This is a genomic window from Pseudomonas moraviensis, from assembly GCF_900105805.1.
Classification (GTDB): Bacteria; Pseudomonadota; Gammaproteobacteria; order Pseudomonadales; family Pseudomonadaceae; genus Aquipseudomonas; species Aquipseudomonas moraviensis_A.
This window is the reverse complement of record NZ_LT629788.1, coordinates 2,863,208-2,875,784: the sequence shown is the minus strand read 5'-3', so window position 1 is coordinate 2,875,784 and position 12,577 is coordinate 2,863,208. Positions and strand designations below refer to the sequence as shown.

11 protein-coding genes are annotated in these 12,577 nt (G+C 59.2%); 4 read left to right on the top strand and 7 right to left on the bottom strand.

Translation table 11 applies throughout. The annotated features are described in order from the left end of the window. Positions 1-13 precede the first annotated feature (13 nt). The 3 genes from BLU71_RS12705 to BLU71_RS12695 form a co-directional block, all read right to left on the bottom strand. The gene (locus BLU71_RS12705) at positions 14-742 is read right to left on the bottom strand and encodes an aspartate/glutamate racemase family protein (protein WP_042608464.1); all 729 of its coding nucleotides are present in this window, start codon (positions 740-742) and stop codon (positions 14-16) included. A 54-nt stretch (positions 743-796) separates the two neighbouring features. After that, entirely contained in the window at positions 797-2,335 is a 1,539-nt protein-coding gene (locus tag BLU71_RS12700) for an NCS1 family nucleobase:cation symporter-1 (RefSeq protein WP_083353232.1), read from the bottom strand. Between the two features lie 575 nt (positions 2,336-2,910). Beyond that, positions 2,911-3,651, bottom strand: coding sequence for a phosphoadenylyl-sulfate reductase (locus BLU71_RS12695; RefSeq protein WP_064362877.1), 741 nt, complete (start codon positions 3,649-3,651; stop codon positions 2,911-2,913). Between the two features lie 164 nt (positions 3,652-3,815). Between BLU71_RS12695 and thrH the strand changes: the two genes are divergently transcribed. Then, positions 3,816-4,433: a bifunctional phosphoserine phosphatase/homoserine phosphotransferase ThrH gene (gene thrH, locus BLU71_RS12690; protein WP_064362875.1), complete on the top strand. Its 618-nt coding sequence runs from the start codon at positions 3,816-3,818 to the stop codon at positions 4,431-4,433. Positions 4,434-4,527: 94 nt separating this feature from the next. On the opposite strand, the gene pabB is transcribed toward thrH, so the two are convergent. Next, positions 4,528-5,871, bottom strand: coding sequence for an aminodeoxychorismate synthase component I (pabB, locus tag BLU71_RS12685; protein WP_065615181.1), 1,344 nt, complete (start codon positions 5,869-5,871; stop codon positions 4,528-4,530). 322 nt (positions 5,872-6,193) lie between these two features. Between pabB and BLU71_RS12680 the strand changes: the two genes are divergently transcribed. Next, positions 6,194-7,335 (top strand): IS3 family transposase gene (locus BLU71_RS12680; RefSeq protein WP_371919907.1). Its coding sequence is split into 2 segments (ribosomal slippage): positions 6,194-6,455 and positions 6,455-7,335, totalling 1,143 coding nucleotides; the frame shifts between segments, so codons are not numbered across the junction. Between the two features lie 109 nt (positions 7,336-7,444). On the opposite strand, the gene BLU71_RS12675 is transcribed toward BLU71_RS12680, so the two are convergent. The 3 genes from BLU71_RS12675 to BLU71_RS12665 are packed head-to-tail and all read right to left on the bottom strand — an operon-like array spanning position 7,445 to position 10,508. Further along, on the bottom strand, positions 7,445-8,431 hold the full coding sequence (locus BLU71_RS12675; RefSeq protein WP_042608458.1) for an alpha-L-glutamate ligase-like protein: 987 nt from the start codon (positions 8,429-8,431) through the stop codon (positions 7,445-7,447). Further along, entirely contained in the window at positions 8,431-9,966 is a 1,536-nt protein-coding gene (locus BLU71_RS12670) for an inactive transglutaminase family protein (protein ID WP_064362871.1), read from the bottom strand. Before BLU71_RS12670 ends, BLU71_RS12675 begins: the two co-directional genes overlap by 1 nt. A gap of 5 nt (positions 9,967-9,971) precedes the next feature. Further along, positions 9,972-10,508, bottom strand: a complete 537-nt coding sequence (locus BLU71_RS12665) for an ATP-dependent zinc protease (protein WP_039762988.1) — start codon at positions 10,506-10,508, stop codon at positions 9,972-9,974. 357 nt (positions 10,509-10,865) lie between these two features. Between BLU71_RS12665 and BLU71_RS12660 the strand changes: the two genes are divergently transcribed. Together BLU71_RS12660 and prpB are read left to right on the top strand one after the other, a co-directional pair. After that, positions 10,866-11,588, top strand: a complete 723-nt coding sequence (locus BLU71_RS12660; RefSeq protein WP_172667900.1) for a GntR family transcriptional regulator — start codon at positions 10,866-10,868, stop codon at positions 11,586-11,588. Next, positions 11,585-12,475, top strand: coding sequence for a methylisocitrate lyase (gene prpB, locus BLU71_RS12655; RefSeq protein WP_042608455.1), 891 nt, complete (start codon positions 11,585-11,587; stop codon positions 12,473-12,475). The genes BLU71_RS12660 and prpB overlap by 4 nt, the downstream gene beginning before the upstream one ends. Positions 12,476-12,577: the final 102 nt, after the last annotated feature.

Sequence of the window (12,577 nt, the reverse complement as noted above, 5' to 3'; positions counted from 1 at the left end):
ACGATAACGCGGTCTATCGAGCAAACCGCTGCGCCCAGCCAATAATGTTTTTCGGCCGTGGCGTCGCATAAGTGCGCACCTTCGACGTCGACAACTTCAAGCGCACCAGCGATTCGGCAATCGTCACCGCCGCCGTAACCCCGTCCACCACCGGCACGCCGGTGCGTCGGCGAATCTGCTCGTCCAGTCCGGCCATGCCGCCGCAGCCCAGGCAAATCACCTCGGCCTTGTCCTGGGTTACTGCCAGTTCTGCCTGCTGCACGATCGCTTCCAGTGCGCGCTGCGGTTCATGCTCCAGCTCGAGAACTGCCAGACCACTGGCGCGCACCGAGGCACAACGATCCCACAGGCCGGACAATTTCAGCCGATCCTCGATCAACGGCACGGTGCGATCCAGCGTGGTCACTACTGAATAGGCATGGCCGAGAAACATCGCTGTACTGGCCGCCGCATCGGTGATGTCCACCACCGGGACGTTGAGCAATTCCTGCAAGCCTTCGCGGCCATGCTCGCCGTAGCCGGCCTGGATCACGGCATCGAACGGTTGATCGTAGGCCATCACCCGGTCCATCACGGCGATGGCGGCCAGGTAGCTTTCGAAATTGCCTTCGATCGATTCGGCGCCGAAGTACGGCGTGAGGCCGACGATTTCGGTACCGGGGGAGGCGACGGCCTGCGCCGAGCGGGCGATGGCGTCGGTGATGGATTCGGTGGTGTTGACGTTGACCACGAGAATACGCATGGAAAATCCTTATTGCGGGCAGTGGTGCGGCCCGAAAACCGGGCCGCGAAGGGATCAGTGGCTGACGTTATCCACAGCGATGCATTCGCCGCTGACGTCGGCGTAATGCGTCTGGCGTTTGGCGATGATCAGGTAAAGCATGCCGGCGATTGCGGCACCGATCAGCCAGGAGAACGGCGAAACGCTGTGGAAACCGGGCACCAGCGCCAGGACGATGGCGATCAGCGCTGCAGGAATAAACGCCGCCACCGCGCGGAAATTGATGCCTCGGCTGTAGTAATAAGCGCCATCGGGGTCTTCGCTGTAGAGCTGCGGCACATTGATCCGGCCTTTGCGGATCAGCCAGTAGTCGACCATGATCACCCCGTACAGCGGGCCGAGCAGGGCGCCGAGGCCCGAGAGGAAGTAAACGATCACCAGCGGGCTGTTGTAGAGATTCCATGGCAGGATCAACACGGCGATGGTCGCGCTGATCAGCCCGGCGCGGCGGAACGTCAGGTATTTCGGCGCGAGGTTGCTGAGGACGAACGCCGGAGCGACGAAGTTGGCCATGATGTTCACCGCGACGGTGACGATCAGAAAGGCCAGACAGCCGAGCACCAGAAAGAAGGTGTTGGGGATCGAGGCGATGATCTCGGTCGGGCTTTCGATGATTCGCCCGTTGATCTGGAACTGCGCGCCACATAGCAGCACGGTAATCGCCGCGAAGACCAGAATGTTCACCGGCAAGCCCCAGAAATTTCCCACCTTGATGGTTTTGCGGCACGGCGAAGAACGGGCGAAGTCACAGAAGTTGAGGATCAGCGTGCCGTAGATCGCCAGCCACAACGCGCCGCCGGCAAAAATGTTGCGCCACATCTCGGCACCGGTCAGCGGCTCGCGGATCGACCAGGCGATGGTTGCATTGGCCTGGAAATACATCCATGCGGCGAGCGCGGCGACCGTCAGCAGAATCACCGGCCCGGCAAACGCCTCGTAACGGCGCACCATCTCCATCCCGTAGGCGAGGATCGCCAGTTGCACCAGCCAGATCGCGACGAAGCACACCCACCCCAGGCTCGACAGGCCCAGAATCGAGTTGTGATCGTATTCGGCGAAGCCCGGATGCACGGCGGTCAGCAGGACGCGGAAGACCACTGAGGCGAGGTACGTCTGAATGCCGAACCAGGCGATGGCGATAACCGCCCTGATCAATGCAGGAATTTGCGCACCATGGATGCCGAAACTGATCCGGCTGATCACCGGAAACGGCACCCCGGTTTTCTGCCCCATGTAGCCGGACAGGTTCATGAAGAAGTACACCAGCGCGGCGCCGATCCCCAGCGACAGCAGGATTTGCCAGCCGCCCAGGCCCAAGGCGTACAGGCCGATGGCGAACGAGTAGTTGGCAATGTTGTGCACGTCATTCGTCCACAGGGCGAAGATGCTGTACTGGCCCCAGCGCCGGCCCTCGGCTTTGGTCGGCGCCAGATCGCTGTTGTGCAGACGCGGGCTCAGTTGCAGAGGCTCGCTCAGTCCGTCGTGGGGCAACGGTCGGTCGCGCGTGGAGGAGGGCAGATTCAGCGCGATGTTATTCGAAAGACTTGTACGCATTCCGGCAGGCTCCTGACGTTCACCGCCGCGATGACTGTGCATGAGCACTCAGGCTCGACAAATCTTCGGCGCGTCGGTGAAACCATCACTAATTACGGGGCATCTGCAGCCTGTACGGGATAGGGCGCTTCAGGCTTGCGGATCGAAAGTGTGCATGTTCTGCAGTTTTGTATACAAAACATGTATGCGATAAAGCCAGATTTGTGCCAGATGCAGATCTAGCGGCAGCGCGGCTCATTTCGAATAGTTATCGATGGGTCATAAGTCGCTGAAAAAACGGCGATATAAATTGATCGACTGGACAGGTATTTTTTTCAGGGGAGGGATTTTTCAGAAAGGCAGGCAGAGGGGATTCTGTTGGGGAATGTAACTTTTCAGGGCGTGAAAACTGAAAGTGCACACATAAATGGCACCGATGGTGACATTTCTGTGTACACATTTTTTCGAGTCGCATCAGATAACGGTAGGAGTGAGCCTGCTCGCGATAGCGGTGTGTCAGCCAATAAATTCTTCGACTGATATACCGCTATCGCGAGCAGGCTCACTTCTACAAGGGGACTTCATTCAGCAGGAAATCAAACCTTGCTCTTGCTGATGATATTCCCCGCATGCAGCCCGCATTCTTTCTGCGTGGCTTCTTCCCACCACCAGCGGCCTTCGCGCTCGTGCTGGTTCGGCAGCACCGGGCGGGTGCAGGGTTCGCAGCCGATGCTGATGAAACCGCGCTCGTGCAAGCTGTTGTACGGCAGTTCGAGCATGCGGATGTAACCCCAGATCTCTTCGCTGGTCATCTGCGCCAGCGGGTTGAACTTGTACAGGGTGCGTTCCGGTGTCGAGAATGCCGTGTCGATTTCCAGTACCGCCACAGCGCTGCGAGTGCCCGGGCTCTGATCGCGGCGCTGGCCGGTGGCCCAGGCCTTGACGTCGGACAGCTTGCGCCGCAGCGGCTCGATCTTGCGGATGCCGCAGCATTCGCCATGGCCGTCCTTGTAGAAACTGAACAGGCCTTTTTCCTTCACGAACGGTTCGAGTTTCGTGTAGTCCGGCGAGACGATTTCGATGTTGATCTGGTAATGCTCGCGCACCTGCTCAATGAAGCGGTAGGTCTCCGGATGCAGGCGACCGGTGTCGAGGCTGAACACTTTGACGTTCTTGTTCAGCTTCCACGCCATGTCCACCAGCACCACGTCTTCGGCGCCGCTGAAAGATATCCACAAGTCATCGCCGAACTCGGCGAAGGCGAGTTTGAGGATGTCCTGCGCGGATTTGTTGGCATAGGTCGTGGCGAGTTCCACGACGTCGAACGTTGGGCTCATCAGGGCGGCTTCCTACAGGTCAGTGGCGCTCGGGCGCTCTATAGGGGGCCGATGGTAACAAAAAGCTGCCGCGCCCGGGGCGTCCTCTGCGTTGCGCGCCTGATGTTCAAAGGCTAGAGTTCGGCCTCGCTCGACCCAATAATCACTACAAACGGGAGTGTCCTGTGGAAATTGCTTGCCTGGATCTTGAAGGGGTACTGGTACCGGAAATCTGGATCGCCTTCGCCGAAAAAACCGGGATCGACTCCCTCAAGGCCACCACCCGGGACATTCCCGATTACGACGTATTGATGAAGCAACGCCTGCGCATCCTCGATGAGCACGGCTTGAAGCTGTCGGACATTCAGGAAGTGATCGCCACGCTGAAACCGCTGGACGGCGCGGTGGAGTTCGTCAATTGGTTGCGCGAACGTTTCCAGGTGGTGATTCTCTCGGACACTTTTTATGAGTTCTCGCAGCCGCTGATGCGCCAGCTGGGCTTCCCGACTCTGCTTTGCCATCGCTTGATCACTGACGAAACCGGGCGGGTGACCAGCTATCAGTTGCGTCAGAAAGATCCCAAGCGTCAGTCGGTGCTGGCGTTCAAGAGCCTGTATTACCGGGTGATTGCGGCGGGCGATTCGTACAACGACACGACGATGTTGGGCGAAGCGGATGCGGGGATTCTGTTTCACGCGCCGGACAACGTGATTCGCGAGTTCCCGCAGTTCCCGGCGGTGCATACGTTTGAAGAGCTGAAGCAGGAATTTCTCAAGGCTTCAAACCGCGACCTGAACTTGTAAACCAATCCCTGCAGGAGCTGCCGAAGGCTGCGATCTCTGCTTTTAAAGATCAAAAGATCGCAGCCTTCAGCAGCTCCTACAGGGGTTGTGTCATTCAGAGGTTTTGCAGGGTATCGAGCAGGATCCGCACTTTGGTCATCGACTCCTGATACTCCGCCTGCCAGTCCGAGTCGGCGACAATCCCGCCGCCGCCCCAGCAGCACACCTGTCCATCCTTGACCAACAGACTGCGAATGGCGATGGAGCTGTCCATCTCACCGCGCACGTCCAGGTACAGCAACGATCCGCAATACAAACCGCGCCGGGTCGGCTCCAGCTCGTCGATGATCTGCATCGCCCGAATCTTTGGTGCGCCGGTGATCGACCCGCCGGGGAAGCTGCCGGCGATCAGATCCAGCGCATCACGCTCTGCCGCCAGTTCACCGGTCACACTGCTGACCAGGTGATGCACATTCGGATAGCTCTCCAGACTGAACAGCTCCGGCACGCGCACCGAGCCGATGCGGCAGGTGCGCCCGAGGTCGTTGCGCAGCAGGTCGACGATCATCAGGTTTTCCGCGCGATCCTTGGGGCTGGCCAACAGTTCGGCGGCGTTGGCGGCGTCTTCGGCTGGGGTCAGGCCGCGGGGGCGGGTGCCTTTGATCGGACGGGTTTCGACCTGGCGCTGACTGACTCTGACGAAGCGCTCTGGTGACAGGCTAAGCACCGCGCCACCGTCGGGCAGGCTCTGGAAACCGGAGAACGGCGTCGGGCAGGCCTGGCGTAATGCGCAATAAGCCAGCCAAGGATCGCCCTGGCATTCCGCGCGGAAGCGTTGCGCGAAATTGACTTGATAGCAGTCGCCAGCCTGGATGTAATTCTGAATACGCTCGAATGCCTGGCGGTAATCGTCAGCCGAGAGATCGGCCGTCATTGGCTGGTTGAGTTTGAACGGCGTCAACGCCTCAGCGGTGGGCTGAGTTAGCAGCGCGATCAGTCGCTGCCGTTCACTGTCAGCAAGCGATGGATGAAAGACCAATTGGCTGGTTTGCGCTTGGTGATCGCTGATCAGTGCCCATTCATACAAGCCGAAACGCGCATCGGGTAACTGCAGGTCATCCAGCGCCTCGCTTGGCAGGTTTTCCAGATGCCGGCCGAAGTCGTAGCTCAAATAACCGATCAGTCCGCCGGCGAACGGCAATTCATACCCGGCAGGCAGTTGTGCTTCACCCAAACGGCTGAGGTTGTCGCGCAAGCGCTGCAGAAAGTGCGCACCGCTTTCGTCCGGCAATACCGCCAATTGTTCCAGCGGCCAGGCGCTGAGCAAGTCATAACGCCCGCGTTCGGCGCTCGGCCGGCCGCTGTCGAGCAGCACGGCGCCGGGGGCGTTGCGGATGGCCGCGAAATAGTCGGCGGGATTGGCGCGGTAGGGCAACGGATGTACGGAACAGGTCAACATGGGCGGGGCAGATCGGCCGTTGAGGCGGGGTGGGGATTGTAGTCCTCTGCGCTGCCAGATCAAAGTCAAAAGCCTCCCCCTCACCCCAGCCCTCTCCCCCAAGGGGGCGAGGGGGAAAGGGAGCCGATCTTCTTGCTTTTCAAGATCCGAGTTCCGCTCGTTACTCCGCAAAAGGGAGCCGATCTTCACGCTTTTCAAAGCCTGAGTTCGACTCAAGACGCTCAGGTCGGCGTGTCTCGCCTAGACACCCCGGTCTGATCTGGCTTAATGATTCTGGACACCCCTAAAGGGCGGTAATCTACGCCCATAGACGAGGTGTGATTTGACCAGACGATATTTTTCGACAGATTTCAAACGGGATGCGGCTTGCCTGGTTTTGGATAAAGACTACTCGGTGAGTGAAGCCTGCGAAGCAATGGGCGTGGGCCCTACAGCTCTGCGTCGCTGGGTTGAGCAACTGCGTGCGGAGCGCAGCGGCAAGACGCCTGAGAAGTCCAAGGCCATGACCGTTGACCAACAACGCATCCAGGAACTGGAAGCAACAATTCGACGGATTGAGCGCGAGAAGGAAATTTTAAAAAAGGCTACAGCTCTCTTGATGTCGGATTCCCTCGATCGGTAAGGCTGGTCGAGGAGTTAAGCGAGCAATATTCAAGATCCGAGTTGTGCGTTGTATTTGGAATCAACCGCAGCAGTTATTACGAGCGTCTGAAACAGCGGGCGAAAGTAGATGACGGGCGCAATCGCCTAAAGATCAAAGCTGCTGAATTACATGAGCAAAGTCGCGGCTCAATGGGCGCGCGCAGCCTGTCAAAGGCCCTATGTAACGAAAAAGAGTCGGTGGGTCGTTACATGGCTCGTAGCCTGATGCGCGAGCTCGGGTTGAAGAGTCAGCAACGGCGCAGGCATCGATACAAACCCAGCGGTGCGGAGGCGCAATACGCCCCCAATCATTTGGAGCGTAAATTCAATGTCGAGGTCCCCAATCGAGTGTGGTGTGGCGACGTGACTTACATTTGGGCCGGTACTTACTGGGTTTATCTGGCTGCTGTACTTGATCTGCATGCCCGGCGTATCGTCGGCTGGGCGATGTCCAGAAGCCCGGATTCAGCTCTGACCTGTCGAGCGTTAAAGATGGCTTTCGAGTCGCGAGGACGCCCTGAAAACCTAATGTTCCATTCGGATCAGGGCTGTCATTACAGCAGTAAAGTATTTCGTGAAATGCTGGCGGACATGCGCATAAAACAAAGCATGAGTCGACGAGGAAACTGCTGGGATAACGCCCCGATGGAGCGTTTCTTTGGCAGTTTGAAATCTGAATGGATACCCAAGGCTGGCTACCGAAACGAAGATGAGGCTAGTACCGATGTGTTGCGCTACCTGACCCATTATTACAATCGGATCAGGCTGCACAGTCACAACGGATATCGGACTCCGGTAGCAATGGAAGCCTTGGCAGCATGAGAAATGACCTAAACCCTATAACCGTGTCCAGTATCGTTTGACCAGAACAGTCAGTCCCCTCTCCCTCTGGGAGAGGGTTAGGGTGAGGGGCTTTTGACTTTTAGCTTTGTCAGCCCTCGACGGCAGGAATATGCCCAAACATCTCCTGAGTAAACGCCACCCGCTCCTCAGCCGATTCCGTCACGCCACGCGCCTTCAGCTCTTCCAGTCGCGCCTCCACCGCATGGGTGCGCAAAGTCAGTCCGCAATCGTTGGCAATCTGGATATTCAGCCCGGGCCGCGCATTCAGTTCGAGAATCAGCGGGCCTTTTTCCTGATCGAGCACCATGTCCACGCCGATGTAACCCAGCCCGCACAGCTCATAGCAGCCGGCGGCGAGTTTCATGAAACCATCCCAGTAGGGCAGTTGCACGCCGTCCACCGCGTTGGTGGTGTCGGGGTGTTTGGTGATGATGTTGTTCAGCCAGGTGCCGCGCAGCGTAAGGCCGGTCGCCAGATCCACACCAACGCCGATGGCGCCCTGGTGCAGGTTGGCCTTGCCGCCGGACTGGCGGGTCGGCAGACGCAACATCGCCATCACCGGGTAACCCATCAGCACGATGATGCGGATGTCCGGCACGCCTTCGTAGCTGATGCTTTTGAAGATCTGGTCCGGGGTCACGCGGTATTCGATCAGCGCGCGGTCGCGGTGGCCGCCCAGCGAGTACAGGCCGGTGAGGATGCTCGAGATGTGGTGCTCCAGCTCTTCGTGGGCGAGGATCTTGCCCGACACCGTGCGATAACGGCCTTCGAAGCGGTCGGCGATGACGATGATGCCGTCGCCGCCTGCACCCTGGGCCGGTTTGATCACGAAGTCGCTGCGCCCGCCAATGATCTCGTCGAGCTTGTCGATTTCCTTCTCGGTGGAGATCACCCCGTACAGCTCCGGCACGTGAATGCCGGCGGCGATGGCGCGTTCCTTGGTGAGGATCTTGTCATCGACGATCGGGTACAGGCTGCGCTTGTTGTACTTGAGCACGTAGTCCGCATTTCTGCGATTGATGCCCATGATGCCGCGCGCCTCGAGGGCCTTCCAGGTCTTCCAGAAACCGAACATCAGGCGTCAGCCTTCTTCAGGAAGGCCTTGAAACGCACCAGTTCGGTCAGGCGGTAGCCGCGATAGCGACCCATCGCCAGCATGAAGCCGACCAGAATCAGCAGGATCGCCGGGAACGTGAAGACGAAGTACACCAGCTCCGGCACGGTCATGATCAGGTGCGCCAGGGAGGCGGCGAACAGCGTACCGATTGCGACTTTCAGTGCATGGTTGGCGCCGCGTTCTTCCCAGGTGATCGACAGGCGTTCGATGGTCATGGTCAGAATCACCATCGGGAACAGCGCCACCGACAAGCCGCGTTCAAGCCCCAGCTTGTGGCTGAACAGACTGATCGCCGCGATCAACACCACCACAAAGGTCAGCACCACCGACAGGCGCGGCAGCATTTGCAACTTCAGATGTTCGAGATACGAGCGCAGCGACAGGCCCAGCGCGGTGATCACCGTGAACAGCAGAATACCGAAGCCCAGCTGCGTTTCGCGGAAGGCGAGGGCGATCAGCACCGGGGTGAACGTGCCCAGGGTCTGCAGGCCGATCAGGTTGCGCAGGATCAGGATCACCAGCACGCCGATCGGGATCATCACCATGATCATGAAGGTTTGCTGGGTCTGCAGGGGCAAGCCGTACAGCGAGTAATCGAGGAAGCTGGCGTCAGTGTTCTCGTCGGTCAGCTTGGCCAGACGGATCGCATTCATCTCGCTGTTGTTGAGGCTGAAGGTCACGTTGGCTTTCTTGCCGCCGTCGACGGTGATCAGGTTTTCGTCACCGGTCCACCACAGCAGGCGATCGGTCGGCAGGCCTTGCTCGCCGGTTTCCGGGTTGAAGTACAGCCAGTCGTTGCCGTTGAAGCTGCGCAGCCACAGTTCGGGTGTTTGTGGCTGATCGGCAACGAGGCGGATGGTGTGGACTTTCTCTACCGGGACGTGGGCAATGGACAACAGCAATTCAACAATTTTGGCTTTGTGCGAGGTCGACGGATCGCCGGCCAGCAGCAACTTCACATTATCGTCGTTGACGTTGTTGACGCGTTTGATCGCCTCGCCAATAAAGGTTTCGACGTCGGCCGAGTGTTGGCGGATCGGCGCGAGCAGGGCTTCGGCGGCGATTTTTTCCGGGCCTTCGATGACCATGCTGTCGCGGAAGGTCGGGCCTTTGACCTTGGATTTTTCTGCGGTATAGCGCTTGGTCAACACCAGGCGGTAATACAGGGTCTGGTTGCCCTTGGCACGCCGGGCCGACCAGGTCACCTTGCGGTTGCCGTCGACGCGGTTTACCGCGACTCCGTAGTTATTGGAAATGAAGCTTTCGTTGAGGCTGACGTAATCGCGGCTCAACGGCGGCACGAACATCTGGATTTTCACCGGATCCTTGGTGCTGGCAACGAACTCGACCTTGGCGTCGATGTTCCACAGGTCGTCGGTGGCGTCTTCGGTCACCGGGATGCCGAGCACGAAAATCTGATAGGCCGTAACCGAAACGCCCAGCAGCACCAGCACGGCGATCAGGATTTTCAGGTGGAAGGTTAGAGAACGCATGGAAATTACTCGGCGGTATGAGCGGCGATGGTGCAGGCAGGTTTGCCGGCAGCGTATTTAAGACTGGGGTCGACCAGCGCGTCGAAGCGTTTCAACGCCTCGGAGCCGATCAAGAGCGGGTATTGGAACGCACTTCGGTCGGTGAGGTTCACTTCGATGCTGCGTAATGCCGAGCCCATGCAGATATCCAGCTCGATCACCGGACGGGCGGTGTACTGCTTGCCTTCTTCCGGGTCGTAGTCGCCGGCGCGGCGCTTGATCTTGCTGACCCGCGCGAGCGGCCGTTCGATGGGGTGCGAATGCGCGGCATCGATCGCCAGGTAGAAACGTACCCAGGATTCACCGTTGCGTTTGAAGCGTTTGATGTCACGGGCGCTCAGCGAGGCGGTTTTCGCCCCGGTGTCGAGCTTGGCCGCGACTTCGAGATTGATGCCGTCAAGCGAAGCGTATTCGTTGAGGCCGTACACGGTTTTTTCCCCCGCGGCGGCGAGGCCGGGCAGGCAAAACAGAGCAAAAAAGGTGGGGAAAGGCTTGAGTCTCATAAATCCTGGTGCGCAGCGTTCCGTTATCGGTTCAGGTGCCCGCACAACCGTGCGCAAGCCCCCGCGTGTGCCTGGCAGCTTTTTATGGCAAGCCGTAGAAAGACCCGCAAATGCGGGCGGCATTCTAGCACGGTGGTTTTATGGCGCCAGCGCTTGGGGCAGTGTGGAGCAAGATCAAAGGATCGCAGCCGTCGGCAGCTCCTACAAAGGGGTGGCCTGCATTCTGTAGGAGCTGCCGAAGGCTGCGATCTTTTTAGGTTATTAGACGATTGTCGACAATACTGATTTATCCTTTGACTGATCACGCGGGATTGGCTAGTTTTTGCCGCATTGGATTTAAAGGTGTCGACAATCATGCTGGATCAACTCGATCCCCCGGTCATCAGCGGCGACGATTCCGAGACGCTCTCGGAAAACGTTTTCCGGCGCATCCAGGCCGCTATCGTCAAAGGCGAAATCGCCCCGGGCAGCAAGATTTCCGAGCCGGAGCTGGCGCGCACCTATGGCATCAGCCGGGGGCCGTTGCGTGAAGCGATCCACCGTCTGGAAGGCCAGCGCCTGCTGGTGCGTGTGCCGCACGTGGGGGCGCGGGTGGTCTCGCTCAGCCATGCCGAATTGATCGAACTCTACGAGATCCGCGAATCCCTCGAAGGCATGGCCTGCCGCCTCGCTGCCGAGCGCATGAGCGTCGCGGAAATCGACGAGTTGCGCCGGGTTCTGGAAACCCACGAGCGCGATGCGGCGTTCCAGGCCGGCGTCGGTTATTACCAGCAGGAAGGCGATTTCGACTTTCATTACCGGATCATCCAGGGCAGCGGCAATCGCACGCTGACGCAGATGCTCTGCGGCGAGCTCTATCAACTGGTGCGCATGTACCGCATCCAGTTTTCCACCACGCCGAACCGCCCGCACCAGGCCTTCGCCGAACACCACCGCATTCTCGATGCCATCGCCGACCGTGACGGCGAGCTCGCGGAACTGTTGATGCGCCGCCACATCGGCGCCTCGAAACGCAACATCGCCCGTCACTACGAAGACGGCGCCCACAACCAGACAGCCACTGAACGAGGTGACTCATGAGTTCCAACCTGAACACGCCGGGCCAGCGCTTCCGCGATGCGGTCGCCAGCGAGCATCCTTTGCAAGTGGTCGGCGCGATCAACGCCAACCACGCGCTGCTGGCCAAACGCGCCGGTTTCAAGGCGATCTACCTGTCCGGTGGCGGTGTGGCCGCGGGATCTCTTGGCGTGCCGGACCTGGGCATTACCGGGCTGGATGACGTGCTGACCGACGTGCGGCGGATCACCGATGTCTGCGACCTGCCGCTGCTGGTGGACGTGGATACCGGCTTCGGTTCATCGGCGTTCAACGTGGCTCGAACGGTCAAGTCGATGATCAAGTTCGGCGCGGCGGCGATTCACATTGAGGATCAGGTCGGCGCCAAGCGTTGCGGCCATCGCCCCAATAAGGAAATCGTCAGCCAGCAGGAAATGGTCGATCGCATCAAGGCGGCAGTCGATGCGCGCACCGACGACAGCTTCGTGATCATGGCGCGTACCGATGCGCTGGCGGTGGAAGGGCTGGAGTCGGCGCTCGATCGCGCGGCCGCATGCATCGAGGCCGGCGCTGACATGATTTTCCCGGAAGCCATCACCGAACTGGACATGTACAAGCTGTTCGCCAACCGCGTGAAAGCGCCGATCCTCGCCAACATCACCGAGTTCGGTGCGACCCCGCTGTACACCACCGAGCAACTGGCCGGCGCCGACGTTTCCCTGGTGCTGTACCCGCTGTCGGCGTTCCGCGCGATGAACAAGGCAGCGGAAAATGTCTACACGGCGATCCGCCGCGATGGCACGCAACAGAATGTCATCGACACCATGCAGACTCGCATGGAGCTCTACGATCGTATCGATTACCACACGTTCGAGCAGAAGCTCGATGCGTTGTTTGCTGCGAAAAAATGATTGAAAGATCAAAAGATCGCAGCCTCGTTTCACTCGACAGCTCCTACAGGAACGCGGTCGATGTAGGAGCTGCCGAAGGCTGCGATCTTTTGCGAACAACAC

Excerpts from the sequence above, each read along its gene's own strand:
- BLU71_RS12705 (WP_042608464.1), bottom strand. The coding sequence starts at position 742 with ATGCGTATTCTCGTGGTCAACGTCAACACCACCGAATCCATCACCGAC.
- BLU71_RS12700 (WP_083353232.1), bottom strand. The coding sequence starts at position 2,335 with ATGCGTACAAGTCTTTCGAATAACATCGCGCTGAATCTGCCCTCCTCC.
- BLU71_RS12695 (WP_064362877.1), bottom strand. The coding sequence starts at position 3,651 with ATGAGCCCAACGTTCGACGTCGTGGAACTCGCCACGACCTATGCCAAC.
- pabB (WP_065615181.1), bottom strand. The coding sequence starts at position 5,871 with ATGTTGACCTGTTCCGTACATCCGTTGCCCTACCGCGCCAATCCCGCC.
- BLU71_RS12675 (WP_042608458.1), bottom strand. The coding sequence starts at position 8,431 with ATGTTCGGTTTCTGGAAGACCTGGAAGGCCCTCGAGGCGCGCGGCATC.
- BLU71_RS12670 (WP_064362871.1), bottom strand. The coding sequence starts at position 9,966 with ATGCGTTCTCTAACCTTCCACCTGAAAATCCTGATCGCCGTGCTGGTG.
- BLU71_RS12665 (WP_039762988.1), bottom strand. The coding sequence starts at position 10,508 with ATGAGACTCAAGCCTTTCCCCACCTTTTTTGCTCTGTTTTGCCTGCCC.
- prpB (WP_042608455.1), top strand. The coding sequence starts at position 11,585 with ATGAGTTCCAACCTGAACACGCCGGGCCAGCGCTTCCGCGATGCGGTC.